The organism is Fuerstiella marisgermanici (genome assembly GCF_001983935.1).
In the GTDB taxonomy this organism is placed as follows: Bacteria; Planctomycetota; Planctomycetia; order Planctomycetales; family Planctomycetaceae; genus Fuerstiella; species Fuerstiella marisgermanici.
In genome coordinates this window covers 5599911-5617277 of the sequence record NZ_CP017641.1, presented here as the reverse complement: position 1 = coordinate 5617277, position 17367 = coordinate 5599911, and the positions used below count along the sequence as shown (strand labels likewise).

Genomic DNA, 17367 nt, shown 5'->3' with positions numbered 1-17367 from the left:
AACGAGCGCGGCTAAGCGGTCGCTCGCCTTCGAATCAACTCGACGCTGACGTCCAGTTCCGGCTTCGACATGTTTTCTTCCGCCGTCACAACAGGCAGTCCCAGCATCATGCCGAGTGACACGCATGCTCTGTCGGCGAACGAAAGCCCGAACGGTTTGCACTCGTGCCAGATCTCAGCCGCCTTCACAGCGTGTTCCAGATCAAACGGAACGACATCCAGTCGCTGCTGAGCAAGAATGGCACGCACATGCACGATCGAGCCGCCACGCTCCGCGCTCTTCTTGAGGACTTCGCCGTAGTTCACGGCGGAGATCGTGGCCTGATACAGATCCTTTGCCGCCGTTTCATAGCCGCGTTCCCGATTGAGAACCGCCAGCACCGCCGACGCATCGAAGACAGCGTTACTCATCGTGGGCCTCGGCATGTCGTTCTTCCAGCAACTCGTCGACAAGGCTGACACCTTCCGGAACGAAGCTGGAAAAATACTCCTGAGCCCGAGCTAATGCCTGAGCAGCCGTTTCAAGTCGGATCTCATCCTCGTGTTCGACCACGACGACGCAGTCGCCGTTTGAGACGCCGAGTTTCTCCTTCAGCTCAATGGGCAACCGGATGCGTCCCGACGAATCCACGCGAATATGGTGACACGCATCTTGCGGTGTTGTTTCCATCAGCACGACGAACCTCCCTGTTTGCGGCCTTTCTTTGAGCATGCCACGAAACAAACAATCCTGTCAACAACTTTCTGCACGACGCAGAGAAACAAATCGCCCTACTCACGCCGATCGTGATAGACAACCTCTTTTATCTGCGTCGTTTGCCGCGAACTCTTGACGCGCCGCGATCCCAACCAACGAAAAAAATTCCTTAGCAGCCTGCACAGATTGTCAATGCCACCTCAGAATGTGAGCCGCCACCGCTCATGCGGTGGCTCTCCATTGGGCTTGAACGTAATCAGTCAGCAAGGACGACCGCTGTTATCTCGAAAACGTCAGCTCGTGCAGACGTCCCAAGCCCCGTATTGACTCGCTCTCAATGTGGCTGCCCGACACCACACATTCTCAAACACGGAGCACCAGATTCGCCTGTGAGAAGCACTCCTCCCGAGCCAGTGCCCTCAATCGTTTGTGCCCCGGGGAAAGTGCAAACGCATCAAAGATGGGCAGTGGATATATTCTTTGTCAGGAAGGATCCGACTCTTCAACGCCGCCGTTGGCCGACGGAAGTTTCTGATCGACGATCGATGAGATGGCTTGCATATCTTCAGATTTATCGCCCATTTCTCTGATGCGTTCAACAAAGCTACTGACTCCTCGACGTTCCAGAGCCAGAATATCTGGCTGACGTTCGACGGCCTGTCTTAGCCATTTCACAGCGGTGTCATCGCCGTTCCGAACGATCGGGAGATAGAGGTCGTCAACAACATTTTCGTACGAATCCAGTACGCCGTTCTCAACCATTTCCGCACCAAACAGCGTAAAGAATTCTGGGGGAGGACAGTCATCAGCATTTTCCTGACATGCGATAACGAGGATGCGTTTCTGCAACTGAAACCGAGTATCTGGTGAGGCTACCATTTTACTCAGAGGAGCGATTCGCACGTAGGCTGTTCCCGAGGAATTACCTTTGGCAACTTCACCGGCCAGTCGCACAATAGCATCTTCAAAAACTGGCCCAAGCTTCCAGTCCGATAAGCGTTCTCCCGCGAGAACAAAGAGACGTCTTGAAACTTCTGACTGCGAAAACACCCTGTCCCACATTGGTTCATCGAATGCTTCATATTCTGCAACAAGCCACAATTTGAATTCGCTGGTTGCCGTCGATGAGTCGATAATGTCGGCGTAGAGCCCGTCGTTTTCCGACTGATATCCAAGGTTCATCAGATTGCCGCACAGGTTTTCGGCAGACTGCAGAGCGACGATTACTTCGAACCAAGCCTCTTGGCCGAGTGCCTTCCTGAGTCCGTCGGCCCGCTTGGCAATCGACGATGCTGTTACAACGCTCACACGAAGCTCACCTGCACAAGCCTGAGTCAGCGCAGCCGACACCAATGGAAGCGGTGTGGCTGCGGCATCACACTCGTCCAAAAGAACATCAAAGCTGCGCCACCGCTGAACATTCCCCGCGAATCGCGATCCCGATTCTTCACTACTGTCGTTGAACATTTGCGTCGCAATGTTCTTTCCTGCAGCTCCGTTGCCAAGGTCGGTTGCGACATCGGCGTCACGATTGAAACGCAACAGTTGAACCAAAATGAAGTCTGCTGTAGCAGCGTTTCTTCCGAATGACGATAGCCAGTGCAGGATTTCGCCGCTGTTCGTCACTTCTTCAAGAACGGTGTCAGCATCGCTGCGAGTCATCGGATTCGGATGCGTCGATAGCAGCCTTAACGTCTCAATCCCCTCACGAATTTCTGCGGGCTGTTTAGACGTGTTTCGAATCAGAGCTTTGAGGGACGAACACACTGCTGTCCACGACGTATCTTCCATCTCGGACGATACGTTCAGGCAGGCGCGATGTTTTTCTCCAAGGGTATCTGAATCAATTGCTTCACGAATCACTTCAGATATTTGATCCACCCCAATGTCACGATGTGGGCGCAGCAGCTTGAAGAATGGTCGGCGTGTCAAATTGTTCAGGATCTCACAAACATCTATCCAGCGTTCAGCATCTACTTGCATCGACAGAGGCGAGAGTTGCGAAATATCCAAATTCAATTTCTCCGCCTGCTCTAGGAATGCCGCGATTGATTTGAGTTCGGCATCGAACGACCGTTCGTCCTTTCGCTGCCCGGCATTCTTTACGGATTGTTTCAGGAGTCGCCAAATTGTCTCCACTCGCTTCCAATCCGGCCCCAATCGTAGCCATGCAGTCAGTCCCATCGGCGTGTTTTGATCAAAGGCCTCCAGACTCGTGGACTTCGCAACTGCTTGCAGGAGATTGGTTTTTAGTGATTCGCGGTTCTCGTTTAGGTCCTCTAGTGGGACCCAATCCGCCGACTCGGCCACGACAATTACGTTCAGTACTGTGGTGATTGGTTGTTCCATCAGCTTCGGAAGCACGACTGCCTCGACCACACTCCAGAAGCCGACAGAGTGCTTCGCTTCCAGTTCCGTCGTGCCTTCAACATTGCCGGATGAAAGCACGTCTTCAATGGATTGAGCCAGCAACAACTGCAACCCGTGATCCGCCGTAACGTTAAACGCAAGGCCCGCAAAATCGGCTTTCAAGTCTTCACCGAAAACGCGACGCAGCGGATCGGCAGGATACTTGTTCTCCAGCAGCCCATCGACGATTGGTCCAGTCTGCGTTGCCAACACATAGGCCATCGCGCCATGAAGCGTGTATTCCTCCCCCCACTGCCGATGAATGACTCCAACCTGATTTATGGCCACTTTCAGTTGCCGTGGGCTGAATTCAACTTTGGCGCTCTGGCGAACGCTATCAAGAACCCGAATCACTTCAGTTCGCTGAGCATCAGAATGATCCGGAAATGCCGTCGCCAACTGGTCGGATGCGAATTTTCGCCAGTCCGACAACACTGGCGGTGGGACAGAGAACCTCAACGCAAACGTCTTCTCAATGAAAGAGTCAACCACTTCATCATCGCCGTTTGCGCTCCAGAGTTTCTTGAGACCCGAACGGTCGTAAGGAATGATAAACGTGACTTGCCGTTGGGCACTGGATAATTCCGAATGAGGAATCCCAATGAAAGGTTGAAGGGCGGCCCAAATCGTCTGTGCGTCGTTCGCGTCGACGCGATCAAGGTTGTCAATCACAATAACGAGCTTGCGTTCAGGGACTTTGGTGAGTGAATCTTTGAGAAGCTCCTCGAAGTACTCTTCGAACTCAATCGAAGTGGGCTCTGGCGTTTGAATCGTGACGCGATCAACTTCGGTGATCGAGTCTCCAGATAAGAAATTGAAATCAGCGAGCGAAACGCTGCCTCTTCGAGCGATCCACAATCCTAGTGCATAAAACAGAACTGCCAGGATTGGACCACAGCTCAAAGCAAGGCCCGTGCAGAAGGGAAGATTGAATTCGGCGCCGGGGTCAATGGTCCACCCAGCCCGGTAAGCCTCCCGAAAGACGACCAGTCCCAATGGAACAAGTAGGGTTAGTAGACCGACAAAGGCTCCGAGTCTCGTCGGTTTCGGAATTGTCGTTGTCGTCTCTTTCCGGAATCGTTTCGCGAGGGACAGCCTTACTTTATTCCAATAGACGTCGCGAGACTCAGGCAACCACCGAGGTCCATTGGAGAGGTCGTTGAGCAGCGACTCGAAGAACGTCCTGCGCAGAGGATCGCCTTCATGCGCCCAAGCATCGAAAACAAGCGTCCGGACACTCTCTGAGTTCTTCAGTGATTCGCAAAGCAGGCGAATTACAGTCGATTTTCCGCTGCCCCACGCACCTTCTAGTCCCAGAATTCTTCCGCCTGATTCTCCACCCAAAATTACGGACGCGATGGCAGCTGCGACGCGTGAACTTGGCCCCTCGCTACTCTCCGTTCGAAAGCCGTCCGCGTCGGCAGGCGCGTCGGATAGCAGTACTGTCCGTCGCTTTGACTCTGACATTCTCTTCTCGAACTTTGCATTAACACAGCCCCGCAGATCCCGTATTCTATCATCTCCCGCTCGCAGTGCCACTGAAAATAAAGGGCGAGCGCAATCTCTACCCAGTTAAGAGTGCGGCAAAGTCTACGATCAGGTCGACGTGGCGTCAGATCATCCAAATGGCTGTTGAAAAGTGACCTAAGCCGAGAGAGAGTTCTTCAGCTTCTTCGTCGAGGATTCCTTCGGCATTGGGTGAAGTCGACTTCGCAGTTTTGCCACCGTCGGTGTGTTTGCAGAATTTATAGAGCCAGAAAGCCTAGCGGCCAACATGCCGATGAGTGGGGGCAGTTTGCCGGTGTGCTCCTCTCCGCAGAGAGGAGCCATGGGGTGCATGGAGTCGGTTGGTGCTTTTCACCGCTGAAGTCACTAATCCCCTTACCCAGGGCCAGCGCGCACTTTGGGCAATTTAGGCTGGCGCGACAAGTGAGTATTGGTTAGTCTTTTCGTGTCGTAACATCGGACTTCACGAGGAGAGGACAAGAGATGTCGACAGTTGAACTGGCGGTCACCCAGGAGCTGACAGGAAACATTGTTCATTACTTTGATCAATTGAAAGACCCGCGTTCCAACATCAATCGTCTGCATCTGCTTGGTGATGTGATTGTGATCGCCATTTGCGGAGTGCTGGCCAACGCCGACGGCCCCAGTGCGATTGCGGAATGGGCGCGACTGAATGCCGATGGCCTGCAGAAACACCTGGCACTTCCGCATGGCATTCCGAAAAAAGATACGTACCGGCGCGTCCTTTCTCTCCTGAAGCCGAACGACTTTCAAGCGTGCTTCGTGCAATGGATTGAATCGCTGGAAGGACTTTCCGACGAACAGAAAGAAGGCTACAGAAAACAGATTGCGATTGATGGCAAAGCACTCCGTCGATCACATGACAAAAAGAATGGGCTGGGTGCGTTGTTCATCGTGAGTGCGTGGGCTTCTGATCAGGGGATTTCTCTGGGACAGGTGGCGACGGAAGAGAAGTCGAACGAGATCACCGCGATCCCGAAATTACTGAACGAAATCAATATCGATGAGGCGATCATTACGATTGACGCAGCGGGTTGTCAAAAAAACATTGCGCAGCAGATCGTGTCTGGCAATGCAGACTATGTGTTAGCCCTGAAAGGCAACCAACCGAAACTCTATGAGGTCGTGCAGAAGTTTTTTCTCGATCACCTGGAGGATGACTTCGCTCGCTATCCCGTCAGTCGCTATGAAGAAACAGAGAAGGGACACGGTCGGCAGGAACAGAGAATCTACTATCAGGCGACCGTGCCTGTCGATTTTGACGTGGGCCACAAATGGGCCGGACTCAAGACCATCGGAACGGCGATCCGAATGTACGAGCAGGACGGCATTCATCATTCTGACGTTCGCTACTACATCAGCAGTCTGCGTCGCAAAGGCGAGCTGTTCGCAACAACGGTTCGTGGTCACTGGGCCATAGAAAACACGCTGCACTGGAGTCTCGACATGACCTACCGCGAGGATGAAAGTCGAGTCCGAAACCGAATCTTCGCGAACAATTTGTCATGGCTCAGACGACTCACACTCAGCCTCATCAAGAAACATCCTGGCAAACAAAGCAACGTCATGAAAAGAAGAATGGCCGGATGGAACATTGACTATTTGATGCAAATCCTTACCGGCAAAACAACTTAGTATGCGCTGGCCCTGTCCCCTTACCGCCGCTGTCCGACAGGAAAATAAAGACCTTGCATTTCTTGACCTAGAGGCCTGTGCGTGTCCGATTTTATTTAGTTCAAAACCACGTTTCTGTTGCCACACTTCAGATGTCACATCGGCTTCACCACTAGCCATCCTCAGGCACGAAATAATAGACGGTATCCTGCCTTGATAACATCAACCAAGTCGACGACTCCAGGCTCCCACATGACCTCGGCCACCGAATTGCTGGTGGATAGCTTTGCCTTACCTTTCTGTAGCAAATTCACGATACGTTCGGCTTGCGACATCGAGAGGTGAACGTGCCCGGTCATTAGAATCCAGACACACGTATCGGGATTTTGGGAGCATGCCAGCTCCGTAAATCAGCCTATATTGCGCGAGCAACGTTTTTTTTCCGTGGCAACTGAAACACGTCGTACCATTTTCCCCAATTGTCGTTTCGTCGAGGTGCCACGGTAAATTGTCGATTGAGGGAAAACAGTGGAACAAATCGCGTCTTATACTCAGCCGATTGTCGCATAAGTCGTGTCACGCGTTTAACGACTGTAGCAGCCACCTCGTCTTCGAGATCGCCGATACAACGCAGATAAATGACGCTTATGTGGCCAACACCTTCTCCACCAGTCGGGAAAAAACTGAACGGAATTCCAATGAATGCTCCTAATTCCAAGTCCGGAGCACTGGACCATCGCACGACTGTCCCATCGTTGTCGGCACTATTGGTGAACGTGGCAATCTCATTCGCAACCATATAGCTCGTCCGGCCATTGGCACGAGGCACCAGATTCCCATTGTGGTGCGATTCTTCATACAGGCTGTACAGCTGGCGCAACTGCCCCTGAGAATCTCTGATGTCGCAATCACGATGACGTTCGCTAACACAACGAAAATATTCGTTGGGACTGACAAATCGGTTTTCCGGCACCTGATACAGCCACATATCGGCCGTTGCGATATCGGCCCCGAGAGAGTCCGTTTCACAGATTTCCTCGAGGAACCGGTGAGCGAAATGCTCTCGTGGTTCTTTTGTTAGCTCATCAGTCCAGCCAGGCGCAAGGATTTTCTCCTTCACTGCCTGAGCAGCAATAACTCTGTGAGCGCATCTCAGACGGTCGCGAAGTCCATAAGAAGCAATTTTTTCTCCTAGACGCGATGCCAGAAAGAGAATCTGGTACAAACGATCGTGCTGAAATTCAGAAAGTTCACCTTCGTTGAATGAGAACAAGAGTGCGTGTGACGTGCCTTGACGGCCATCAAACGAGTCTTCCTGAAACACCTGCTGGACAACGACTTTGCTGGCGTCTTCTCCGTATAGCCACTGCGATTCCCGATACTCCCGTACCTGAGCTGGGATTGTCAACACCAGAATCCGTGACTCTGTTTCCGGTTCACTATTCTGACGTACGCTTTCCGCAATCCACGACGGCAGATTGGGAAACAGCTGACAGTCAGCGGTGTCTGGCGCGGCAATAGCGCGACGGACTGCGAATGCTCTGTTCTCCCCAACACTGATCAAACTGATTTTCACTCCCCCAATACCGGCTTTTGTGACGTAATCTGCCACAAATCGAAGGACCTCGGAGAATGCCTGCGCGCCATCAAATGACTTCTCGGCCACTTCAAATGACAGTCTCCTCTGACGATCGATCATATCGCAGTAGCGTTCGTAGTCATAAAGCAGTGTTGCACTGGGTGAATCCTCACTCCGAACCTCATCCAAACCAACTGTGGATTCACTGTTGCCAGACGCATTCAGAATTTCAGCAAGAAGCTCCCAATACTCCATGTGCAATGACTGTGCGTAGTCGCTCAATCGCTCCTCCGAAAAAAACTTTTTCCCATGCACGACTCCGTTGATCATCGCCTGGCTGACATTGAGCTCGTGCGCTATCTCAGCCTGAGTGACACGATGTTTCTGCGTACGTTCGACAATTCGCGAGCGGGCGTACTGAACCACGAGCTGACTGACTTCGTATTTATCCAGCTGTGCAGAATTTCTACCGAACATCTAAACGACTCCAACGGGTTTTGGAAGGTAATAGACACGAAGAACCACGACGATTGGGCCAACCGCGATTGCAGCAGATGACAGGAGGCGACGTGGAGAATTTGAAAGTAGTGAATAGTGGTCATCGTGCCCAGGCAGAGTGTCGCAGGCCGCCACTCGAACGCAGGCGAGATATTGCAGATGCACTCAGGCTTCGAACCGGGCACTTCTGATTTTGAGGACGCAACGATTGCATGTTGCAAAGGCACTTATTGATATCCTGAAGTGCCGGTTCGATGTCGTCATCCCAGTCGTCTGGGAATAGGCCTTTGCTTCGAGTCATTGACGCTGTTAGCGTCCTGACTCGTTCATCCACCCGAGTGGCAAGCCCAACGAGCTCTTCCTCAATCAGGTCTCTGGATTGGTTGTCGCCAACCACAGTAGCTCGATACCAGTCTGGCAGTCGAGCCTTTTGCCAAGCGACAATTTCTGGGTAAATAGGGGGAAGGGCTGCGGTCATCAAACTGTCCTCGCCAATTGACCGGAGAGCGGGTAATTGCCGTTTTTGGCAAGCTGGGACGATCCATCGGTGAAGAGTTTATAACCATTTTATAACCATGTCAAACGTGAAGGCAAGAACTAAAAAACGACGGATCCCACTTGGTTTTCACGGATCGTTCTCACAACTCTAACTTGACTGCGTTCTAACGGCTCCGTCTCGATCTGCGGTTGCACGGCGTGGAGCTGTTCGCCGAAGTGAATCTGCGAAGTTTACGTGAGTGCGGCGATGCTATGGTTGTGCTGCTGCGTACTGTGGTCACGACCGACGCCCAAAGAATTGGCTTCTTGATCTCTTACCAGATGTCGGAGGCAGCCTCTTTCACGGCCTCCCATGTATTTGCGGCAGCTCGGGCCGGGGCGTTGGCGACATCGGCGATTTTTTGGTCGATCATTACTGAGACCTCGTTGATCTTGTAGTCGACCCAGTCCGCGGCGACCATGCCGGCGATGCCGACGGCCAGCAAGGTCCCGATCAGGCTGCAGGTGATGTGTTTCATGGCGTTGCCCATTGATCGCTTCCTTCCTTTTTGGTTGGTAAGAGTGAAGGGTGACAGCACAGTTGCTGCTCCTCATCCACGACACGCTGTGGCGGGTCGAAATGTTGCAGCTTTATTTGCGGCAATTGCTTTCGGTCCTGATTGCGGTCACGACCGACTTCGCTTCGCCATCCAAAGCGGCAGTTCTGTCGCTCTCGACGATCTCCACGGCTCGGTGTTCGCAGAGGTAGCGGAACAGCTGGGTGAGGCCTTGGCCTTCGACGATGACGGTTTGAGAGCCGAAGTGGAGGGTGAAGCCTTTGTCGGTGTCGTCGCTGCAGATACGCATCAGCATTGAGTACGGAAGCACTTCGACTTCGCCGCTGCATTTGCGGAAGGTGAGCATCATGCGCGGGCGGAGACCGACTCGGCCGTGCCCGAAGGCGACGTAGTCGTCGTCGGCAGGTGGCGGAGATTCGGCGGGCTTGCTGCTTGTGTGACTAAACTGCGTGAGTTCAGGTCGGGGTTTCAGCAGGTCTGCAATGGTGTCAGGTCTATCGCTCATGGACCAGTTCCTTCGCGCGTTCGCGTTCTTTCAGATCGCCTATGACATGTTTCTGTTGCTGCTGGTGACGGCGTTGCTGTTGCAACTCGTCTGCGGGCCAGAAGATCTCGGTGGCGGTTTGGCCGACGGAGGTTTCCTGAATGGCCGCTCGCAGTTCCGTTTTGGAATTGGTGTAGATGTGGCAGGACTTTCGCCCGCGGGAGGCGCTGACATACATTTGTTCGCGGCTGGCGGCGGGGAGCGATTCGGTGGATTCTGAAATGAAGACGTGATCGACCGTACGGCCCTGACTGGCGTGGCTGGTGCTGACGAAGCCGTGGGCCAGATGGCCGAACTGTCGATCGATGGTCCAGCCGTTGCTAAGTTTGAGGTCTCCGGAATCGGTGACTTCGGCCACCTCGAAGATGGCTCCGTTGTTGAGGCGGTGTTGACCGTCCTTTGTTTTGCCGCCCGACGTCAGGCGGATGTGATCTCCTGCTGCGAGGCGGAGCTTGCCGGGGCGGTAGACTGAGTAGCGATCGGCCTGAGCAGTGACATCGCCTGAAACCGTGCCGTGGATCGTGATGCGTTCGCCCTTGCGGTGTCCTTTGGCGTTTTGGTGAAAGATGATGACGTCGCCGTCCTGCAGGAAGGCCTGGTCACCGCGTTCGCCCACTGTTAGATGCAACGGCCTCAAGGTATAGACGTCGTGCTCGTCGCCTTTGATCCTGCCGCGTTGTTTCAGTTCCTGGCGAATGGCCTGTGTCAGGTGATCTGCCTCGCGATGCGTCGGTGACAGCACCATGGCGGACTGGTTTTTCTCCACCGCATTGGCATAGTCCGTGGCAATCTGGTTATCGCGGCTGGCATCGTCGATTTCATGCACCCAGCCGAGATCCTTGTCGAGCTGATCGAAGCCGTTCAGTAACTGGCCGCCCGCCATCGTCTGGATGGCTTCTTTGTAACGCCCCTGCTGGCGGCGAATGGTGTTGATCTGGATGGGAGACAGGCCGGTATAGCGATCTATGAGGCCGAGGACGCCGCCGCGTTCGACGCTGCCGTGCTGCCGTTTCCAGTCGCCGGACAGAATGATTCTCGCGTCATTGCGGTCAGCCAGATCGACGACCTGCTTCAATTGACGGCTGCCGAGCAGTGACGCTTCGTCGATCCAGATGACCTGTCCTTTGGTCTCGGCCTGCAGCTTTTCGTTGATGAGGAGTTCGGCAACGGTGGTGGCTGATTCGAAGCCCTCTTCACGTAGCACTTTGCGGCTGGCCTGAGCGGACGGCGCGAAGGTGAAGATTTTGGTGCCACCGTCCTCGATGGCGGCGACTGCCTGCTGCATGAGCGTCGTCTTACCGGTGCCGGCGCCGCCGAGCAGCATTTGCAGGCGGTCGTCGCTGCTGGTGAGTTGTTTGATGGCATCGAGCTGTTCTGTGCTGAGCCAGTTTTCCTTTGGCTGCCAGTCAGCGTTTAATGGTGACGCGGCGTGGCGGCCGTCGCGGGCGAACTTGAGCACAGCAGCTTCATCGGCCAGGACTTCCGGCGTGGTGGCCATGCGGCGGCCATCGAGTTCGCGGGTGATCAGTCCCTGCCGCGCCGCTTCTGCGGCGACATTATGCACATTGACGGTGCCCACGCCGAAGCGCATGGCTTCGGCCAGGACATGGCGTTCGGGAACGACCGATTCACGTTCGAAGCAGTGGTCAATGGCGTGCCTGACCGCTTCCTGAAGATTGCGGGGACCGTTGACGGTGCCGCTGCCGCTGCCGGTGGGATTGGTGAGCGTTTCGAAGATTTCGGCTTCTTCGGGTGTCAGCCGGTCTCTCCAGCCCTGCTGCAGACTGGCGAAGGATTCATGGTTGGCTTTGGAGTTGCGGGTCTTGGCGCCGAGTTCTGCTTTCTCGTCGGCGTCGGTGATTCCCTGTTCCTCCGCGAGAGATTCGATCTCGTTGGTTCGCGTTGAGAATTTCTTTTTGGTGGCTTGTGGAATCCCGGCGATATCCCAGTGGCGGCCATTGCGGTGGATGGAATAGCCGAGTTCATCTTTCAGGTATTTCGCCAGTCGCACGTGCATGCGGGCTTCGAAGAACCTCGCGTCACGTTTGAGGTCGCGGAACTGACCGGCTTTGAATTTTTGTTCCTGCTGGTCCCAGGACACATTGAAGACGAAGCAATGGGCGTGCAGGTGCGGATCAACCTGACCTTCATCATTCGGGCGGGCCGTCGTATGGACGAATTGTCCCCAGGCCAGATTCCCGGTCGTGCGGTTTTCCTGCTTGCCGCCGATGCGAACTCGGGTCTTTGCTTCGGCTTCAATCTCCCGCATCGTTTCCTCCACGCTGCGTTCGAAGACGTGTTCAATGCGTTCGTCACCGAGGGCATAGGCGAGACTCACGCCTTTGGGCACGTGCCAGTTGAAATCATAGCCGACGGTACGGTCGGTGTTGTGACGGGCGGTCAGTTGCTGACCGGTGCGGGGATCAAGATTGTCACACAGTGCCTGAAAGTCGGATTCTTCGATCCTGCCTTCGAGGCCCAGCATGCGGGCTGTCTTGCCAAACCAGTAGCCCGGCTTCTCCTGGCCTTCGCCGTAGTATTCGGCTCTGGAGTAGTAGGACTTCGCACTGGCGGCGGATCGGTTTTGGATAATTCGGAGCATGAAGGTTGCCCGCATTTCGTGAGGGTGTGCTCTTTCAACACGCCGGGCACCGTCTGAATGTTGCAGAGCATTCGCCTGTTTCTGGTAGCGCGGGCAAGGTTGCCTGTCAATCAGTTTCGACGTTTCAATCTGACACGCACGCGGCATCGACGGCGTGATTCACGGCGTGAGTCAGTGCGGCGGTCGCGTGCCTTCAGCGGATGCGGATGGCATTGTCTGCCGTTCTGCATGTTGCTGATGGGCCATGGTTTGCGGGGCCGTCGTTGGGGCTGACTGAATCTCGCTGACCCTGGCGTCCTCGCGAACGGCGTCAAGGGTCGCCTGCAGACGACCTTCCCCTTCGCTCCTGACCATCTTCGGCGTTCCCTGGCGGGCAGACCCCTGACTCCGTCCGTCGGTCGGACGCCGATCGGGCATCGTTCAGTCAACCCTCAAACAAAGGAGACAAACCATGTCTGATCAATCTCAACAACAACTTGCACATGAACTGAAGACGAACCTGCCACACTTCACCGGCGACTGCGAACGATTTCGGCACGCCCTCAATCGACACGTGATCTATACGCCCGGTGTGCAGTACCTGGCTCAAACGGCGGGGGCCTGGTGGCTTGTCGACGCGATTGCCAGTCACATTGGCTCTGCTGCGTTTCAACGAGCCGTACGGACGGATCCACGCATTCAGGATCTGCACTTCTGGCGGCTGGATGTCAGCGACGATGATTCGGCCCTTCTCACGGCACGGGCGGATTCTGATCTGCCGGCGTTCATCACTCAGCAGATTCCGTTCACGGACTTTCCGCTACCGGCGATCGATATCTGGGTCGGATATGACGGGCAGTATTTCACCGTGTATCTGCCGAGTGAGCATTGATGTTGGTGCCGCGCCCGCCGCTGGTCGCGGCGGGCGTTCTTCGTCTCGGGACTCTTTACGGTCCTGCGCGGTCTTTCAGACAAAGCCTGTCGGTGTCGTCGCATTCGATGCAACATACTTTCCGCGTGCTGCGTGTACCCAATGCCGACAGCCCGACGGCTGCTGAGGTGACAAGATCTTCTTTCGGTTTCGTCAAATCCTATTGACGAAACCTGCGGGAGTGGGAAGTTCGACGTCTAATCCGGGCCATGTTGTGGAGAGTCATCGGCGGTGGCGACAAAATCCATTCGCCGCCGTGACTCGGGGCACAGCCAGGTGCAACGCTTCAGCCGTCGGGCATGTCGGTGCTCTCGGTAACATGGCCTTTGGTTCGTGGCACCTCGGCCGGTGGCCGACCGTGTGCTGACGGGCTTCGCTATCGCTACGGTCGCTGGCGCGGACTGCCCCTTTCGCCCACTGCTGCGGAATGAAGGCAATAAAGATGTCGCCTGCGGCGTGGTTGTTGAGTTGAGGGGGCTCCGCCCCCAGTGCCGTCAAGGCTCGGGGCCACGCGAAGCGGGAGGCCGCCGCCCACGCTTCCGCGCTTCGCTTGTGCAGCGCGGTGCCCTCCTCCCGCCTCGGCCCTGACTGCACTTCCCCCGGTTTTGAGGTCTTGCGACCCCCATGGCTCAAAACAGAGCCAGCGGGGCTCTTTTGATTTCTTTTTCTCATCAGGGGAGTAACTGACATGACCACGACCAAATCTTCAGCACGACGCAGCCGCAACACCGAACGCACGGACGTTTATACGCGGGTGACGGATCGCATCATCGAACAGCTTTCGCAGGGTGTGAAACCCTGGCTTAAGCCGTGGAATGCGGAGCACGCGGCGGGACGCATTACGCGACCGCTGCGGCATAACGGGGAGCCGTATCACGGCATCAATATCCTGATGCTGTGGGACTCGGCCGAGACGCAGGGCTTCAGTTGTCCGCTGTGGCTGACTTACAAGCAGGCTCAGCAACTGGGCGGGCATGTGAAGAAGGGCGAGAAGAGTTCGCCGGTGGTGTATGCCTCCAGCTTTCAGAAGGCTGAAGAGAACGACGACGGGCAGGAGGTTCAGCGGGACGTTCACTTTCTGAAGGAATACCGCGTCTTCAATGCGGAACAGTGTGACGGGTTGCCGGAACGGTTTTCGGAAACCGTGCAGCCATCGAATAACGACATCGAACGTATCGCTGCCGCCGAGCAGTTTGTTCGCCACACCGGAGCCGATGTTCGCGAAGGTGGGAACTCAGCCTGCTATGTCAACGGGGCGGACTTTATCCGGATGCCACGGCTGGAAACGTTTCGTGATGCGGAAAGTCACGCGGCCACTCTGACGCATGAGCTTGTTCACTGGACAAAAGCTCCATCGCGGCTGGATCGGGACTTTGGGCGGAAGACGTTTGGCGACGAAGGCTACAGCCGTGAAGAGCTTGTGGCGGAACTGGGATCGGCCTTTCTGTGTGCGGATCTGAACGTCACACCGGAAGTGCGGGACGACCACGCCAGCTACATCGATCACTGGCTGCAGATCCTCAAGGGCGACAAGCGGGCCATCTTCTCGGCGGCCAGCTTTGCGTCCAAGGCCGTGGACTATCTGCACAGCCTGCAGCGGCAGGACGCTTCCGCAGTTGATGCCTGAACGCTCCATCTTTGCACCGCCGCCGAACGAACTTCGGCGGCCTTCTTTCTGATTCGCCTTCATCTCTCCCACAGGAGATCCATCATGGACCCCACGACCTGCTACGAATTGATTCTGGAATACATCGAATCACATGACTACTCCGAAGCCCGCATCTATGCCGCCATCCTGCACAACTGGCTGGCCCATCGCGGCTTTTATCCGGAGGGCTGTGTTCCTGAACGCGTCGACGAGGTGCTGGAGCATTTGCTCAAGCCCGCCTGCCTGCCGGGGGCCATGCGAACGCGGTTCCGATCCATCACCTGCTACGACTGCGACAACGGTTCGCAGATCGGCAGCCTCAAAGAGGCGATCGACGACGGCTGGACGGCAATCATCGGCGACGACGATCTGAAAGTCACCAGTCATCTGGGAACCTGTCCGCTGTGTCGCATGCGGGACAGTCAGGAATTGCTCACTTAGCCCGCCATCTTACGGTCGCCCCGACACACCGTTGGGGCGGCCTTCTTGATCGCAGACGACATCACGCAAGGCACAATCATGACCGACCATCAACCGAACAACAGCGACACGCCCCTGCTCATTGATTTCCATGACGATCGGATTCGCGAATTTGAAGTCTGGGCGACCACCGTCCGCGATCCCGCCACGCGGGCTGCCGAAGGAATCCGGCGAATCACCAGCAAAAACTGCAAAGCCGTCGCCGAATACAACATTGCTCCGCTGACCGACGGACGCTGGGCCGTTCGCATTCGCTGCGAGTATCGCTGTGGAGACTTCAGCGGCACTGGCTCGCCGTGGGATGACTTTCCGACCCGGCAGTCGTGCGTGGACGCCTTCCTGAGCCAGGCTCGCCGACACTTTGGCCAGCCTCTCTGCGGCAGTGTTGCCAATGAATTGCAGCGACGGACCCGCCAGCAGATGCTGCAGCAACTCACGGAGAATGGCCTATTCGGATTTATTGAACCGGACGTTGATCAGCCCGAGGTCTAACCTGACGGCCTCCCAGCAATTTTTCGTGTCCTCCCCTTTCGGAAGCCGAGTCTCCGCTGTCACCAGCACGTAGCCGGTGATCGCAACCTTCCTGTGTGGACACCATGCTCCTGTGTTGATTCATGTTGGTGATGGCAACCTGTGCGCAACTAACCTGCTGAATTCGCAGTTGGAGCTTCTTCTGCAAGCAGTTCGTTGACAATTGCTTCCAGATAGCTGTATTCATGAAGGCCAACAGCTTTCAGGCGAACTCTGCCCGCCCTGTCGATGAATAGCGTGGTCGGGAAACCTTCAAAGTTGGGTACCTGGTCTCGAACTTCATCAGTACCCAGAATGCACGGATAGTTGATGCCGTTTTCTTTGATGAATGCGCTGACGGTGGCGATGTTTGCTTCTTCGTCAGCGTGTTCGTAGTTCAGGCCCAGTATCTGAAACCCCTTGTCGCCAAGCTTTTCCTGCAGCTTGATGAAGGACGGAATTTCTTCCCGGCATGGCGGACACCATGTTCCCCAAATGTCAACAATCAAGACCTTGCCTTTATAGGCAGCCAGGCTTTGTGCATTGCCTTCGATGTCGTTCAGCGTGAAATCAAATGCAAAGCTCTCGTTGCTCGCAAGTTCTTCCCTAACCCGCTTGATGGTCTTTTCAACAGCAACGACCTCCCATTGCTTAAGCTTGTCTTCAAATCCAGGAGCAGAACGAACGGCTTCCAGGTCTGTATCGCTTCGCAGCAAATCAAAGTCTTTAAAACCGCTTTCGACAGCTTCCGCGAGGCTCCTTTCGGCAACTTCGATATTTCCTTCTTTGGCAAACGCACAAGCTTCGTTGTACAGAATCGGGCCGACAAACGAACCCGGTAGTTCCTCAGGGTACAATTCACGGCCTGCCCGCAAAGCAGTCGCGGACTGCTTGAAGAAGGTGCTCGCAGCGTCGGGATTGGATTCAGCAGCCTGGCTCGCGATGTGTTGTGAAATGCCGGCAAGGCTCAGCAGACCATCAAAGCCGCCATCGGCAGCCTTTTCTGTGGTTTTCTGGTATGCCTCCGCAACTTGAGGAGGCAACCCGTCCGGCAAAGCCGCGTACTCACTGACCGAAGCGGCAGGTTCATCGGTCGTATCTGGCGATTCTGTCGCTATGGAAGCTTCTGCGGGCGCGGCTGCTGCAGAGTCTGCGTCAAGGACTGTTGCGTCAGAGGTCTCGGGGGACGTGGCCGCGTTTTGGACATCGGCAGTCTCAGTACAGCCAACAAACAGGAAGAGTACGACTGCAGACGCGGTCCGGTAAATAATCGGCATAGGTAGGGTTCCTGAAAG

14 protein-coding genes are annotated in these 17367 nt (G+C 55.3%); 5 read left to right on the top strand and 9 right to left on the bottom strand.

Annotated elements, in window-relative coordinates; genetic code table 11:
• Positions 1–11: 11 nt before the first annotated feature.
• From Fuma_RS20870 to Fuma_RS20860, 3 genes are all read right to left on the bottom strand, one after another.
• Positions 12–410 (bottom strand): PIN domain-containing protein, encoded by a 399-nt coding sequence (locus Fuma_RS20870; RefSeq protein ID WP_077025823.1) that lies wholly within the window; start codon positions 408–410, stop codon positions 12–14.
• Positions 403–669: an AbrB/MazE/SpoVT family DNA-binding domain-containing protein gene (locus Fuma_RS20865; RefSeq protein WP_229360941.1), complete on the bottom strand. Its 267-nt coding sequence runs from the start codon at positions 667–669 to the stop codon at positions 403–405. Before Fuma_RS20865 ends, Fuma_RS20870 begins: the two co-directional genes overlap by 8 nt.
• 510 nt (positions 670–1179) lie before the next feature.
• A complete protein-coding gene (locus Fuma_RS20860) occupies positions 1180–4572 on the bottom strand; it encodes a P-loop NTPase fold protein (RefSeq protein WP_077025822.1) in 3393 nt (1130 codons plus the stop codon).
• A 522-nt stretch (positions 4573–5094) separates the two neighbouring features.
• Between Fuma_RS20860 and Fuma_RS20855 the strand changes: the two genes are divergently transcribed.
• The gene (locus Fuma_RS20855) at positions 5095–6267 is read left to right on the top strand and encodes an ISAs1 family transposase (RefSeq protein WP_077025139.1); all 1173 of its coding nucleotides are present in this window, start codon (positions 5095–5097) and stop codon (positions 6265–6267) included.
• Between the two features lie 394 nt (positions 6268–6661).
• On the opposite strand, the gene Fuma_RS20850 is transcribed toward Fuma_RS20855, so the two are convergent.
• The 5 genes from Fuma_RS20850 to mobF all read right to left on the bottom strand — a co-directional run bounded on the left by Fuma_RS20850 (position 6662) and on the right by mobF (position 12524).
• Complete coding sequence (locus tag Fuma_RS20850; protein WP_077025821.1) at positions 6662–8302, bottom strand: helix-turn-helix domain-containing protein; 1641 nt, start codon at positions 8300–8302, stop codon at positions 6662–6664.
• Positions 8303–8423: 121 nt separating this feature from the next.
• On the bottom strand, positions 8424–8801 hold the full coding sequence (locus tag Fuma_RS20845) for a hypothetical protein (RefSeq protein WP_077025820.1): 378 nt from the start codon (positions 8799–8801) through the stop codon (positions 8424–8426).
• A 334-nt stretch (positions 8802–9135) separates the two neighbouring features.
• Positions 9136–9351, bottom strand: coding sequence for a hypothetical protein (locus Fuma_RS20840; RefSeq protein ID WP_077025819.1), 216 nt, complete (start codon positions 9349–9351; stop codon positions 9136–9138).
• Between the two features lie 100 nt (positions 9352–9451).
• Complete coding sequence (locus Fuma_RS20835) at positions 9452–9883, bottom strand: hypothetical protein (RefSeq protein WP_077025818.1); 432 nt, start codon at positions 9881–9883, stop codon at positions 9452–9454.
• The gene (gene mobF / locus Fuma_RS20830; protein WP_158521082.1) at positions 9873–12524 is read right to left on the bottom strand and encodes a MobF family relaxase; all 2652 of its coding nucleotides are present in this window, start codon (positions 12522–12524) and stop codon (positions 9873–9875) included. Before mobF ends, Fuma_RS20835 begins: the two co-directional genes overlap by 11 nt.
• A gap of 451 nt (positions 12525–12975) precedes the next feature.
• On the opposite strand from mobF, the gene Fuma_RS20825 reads away from it, so the two are divergent.
• The 4 genes from Fuma_RS20825 to Fuma_RS20805 all read left to right on the top strand — a co-directional run bounded on the left by Fuma_RS20825 (position 12976) and on the right by Fuma_RS20805 (position 16054).
• Complete coding sequence (locus Fuma_RS20825; protein WP_077025816.1) at positions 12976–13395, top strand: DUF6876 family protein; 420 nt, start codon at positions 12976–12978, stop codon at positions 13393–13395.
• Positions 13396–14122: 727 nt separating this feature from the next.
• On the top strand, positions 14123–15061 hold the full coding sequence (locus tag Fuma_RS20815; RefSeq protein ID WP_077025814.1) for an ArdC family protein: 939 nt from the start codon (positions 14123–14125) through the stop codon (positions 15059–15061).
• Positions 15062–15145: 84 nt separating this feature from the next.
• Entirely contained in the window at positions 15146–15523 is a 378-nt protein-coding gene (locus tag Fuma_RS20810; RefSeq protein WP_077025813.1) for a hypothetical protein, read from the top strand.
• A 78-nt stretch (positions 15524–15601) separates the two neighbouring features.
• Positions 15602–16054: a hypothetical protein gene (locus tag Fuma_RS20805; RefSeq protein WP_145944280.1), complete on the top strand. Its 453-nt coding sequence runs from the start codon at positions 15602–15604 to the stop codon at positions 16052–16054.
• Positions 16055–16203: 149 nt separating this feature from the next.
• Here the strand turns inward: Fuma_RS20805 and Fuma_RS20800 are convergent, their stop codons facing one another.
• A complete protein-coding gene (locus Fuma_RS20800) occupies positions 16204–17349 on the bottom strand; it encodes a TlpA family protein disulfide reductase (RefSeq protein ID WP_077025811.1) in 1146 nt (381 codons plus the stop codon).
• Positions 17350–17367 lie beyond the last annotated feature (18 nt).

Excerpts from the sequence above, each read along its gene's own strand:
- Fuma_RS20870 (WP_077025823.1), bottom strand. The coding sequence starts at position 410 with ATGAGTAACGCTGTCTTCGATGCGTCGGCGGTGCTGGCGGTTCTCAAT.
- Fuma_RS20865 (WP_229360941.1), bottom strand. The coding sequence starts at position 669 with ATGGAAACAACACCGCAAGATGCGTGTCACCATATTCGCGTGGATTCG.
- Fuma_RS20860 (WP_077025822.1), bottom strand. The coding sequence starts at position 4,572 with ATGTCAGAGTCAAAGCGACGGACAGTACTGCTATCCGACGCGCCTGCC.
- Fuma_RS20855 (WP_077025139.1), top strand. The coding sequence starts at position 5,095 with ATGTCGACAGTTGAACTGGCGGTCACCCAGGAGCTGACAGGAAACATT.
- Fuma_RS20850 (WP_077025821.1), bottom strand. The coding sequence starts at position 8,302 with ATGTTCGGTAGAAATTCTGCACAGCTGGATAAATACGAAGTCAGTCAG.
- Fuma_RS20845 (WP_077025820.1), bottom strand. The coding sequence starts at position 8,801 with ATGACCGCAGCCCTTCCCCCTATTTACCCAGAAATTGTCGCTTGGCAA.
- Fuma_RS20840 (WP_077025819.1), bottom strand. The coding sequence starts at position 9,351 with ATGGGCAACGCCATGAAACACATCACCTGCAGCCTGATCGGGACCTTG.
- Fuma_RS20835 (WP_077025818.1), bottom strand. The coding sequence starts at position 9,883 with ATGAGCGATAGACCTGACACCATTGCAGACCTGCTGAAACCCCGACCT.
- mobF (WP_158521082.1), bottom strand. The coding sequence starts at position 12,524 with ATGCTCCGAATTATCCAAAACCGATCCGCCGCCAGTGCGAAGTCCTAC.
- Fuma_RS20825 (WP_077025816.1), top strand. The coding sequence starts at position 12,976 with ATGTCTGATCAATCTCAACAACAACTTGCACATGAACTGAAGACGAAC.
- Fuma_RS20815 (WP_077025814.1), top strand. The coding sequence starts at position 14,123 with ATGACCACGACCAAATCTTCAGCACGACGCAGCCGCAACACCGAACGC.
- Fuma_RS20810 (WP_077025813.1), top strand. The coding sequence starts at position 15,146 with ATGGACCCCACGACCTGCTACGAATTGATTCTGGAATACATCGAATCA.
- Fuma_RS20805 (WP_145944280.1), top strand. The coding sequence starts at position 15,602 with ATGACCGACCATCAACCGAACAACAGCGACACGCCCCTGCTCATTGAT.
- Fuma_RS20800 (WP_077025811.1), bottom strand. The coding sequence starts at position 17,349 with ATGCCGATTATTTACCGGACCGCGTCTGCAGTCGTACTCTTCCTGTTT.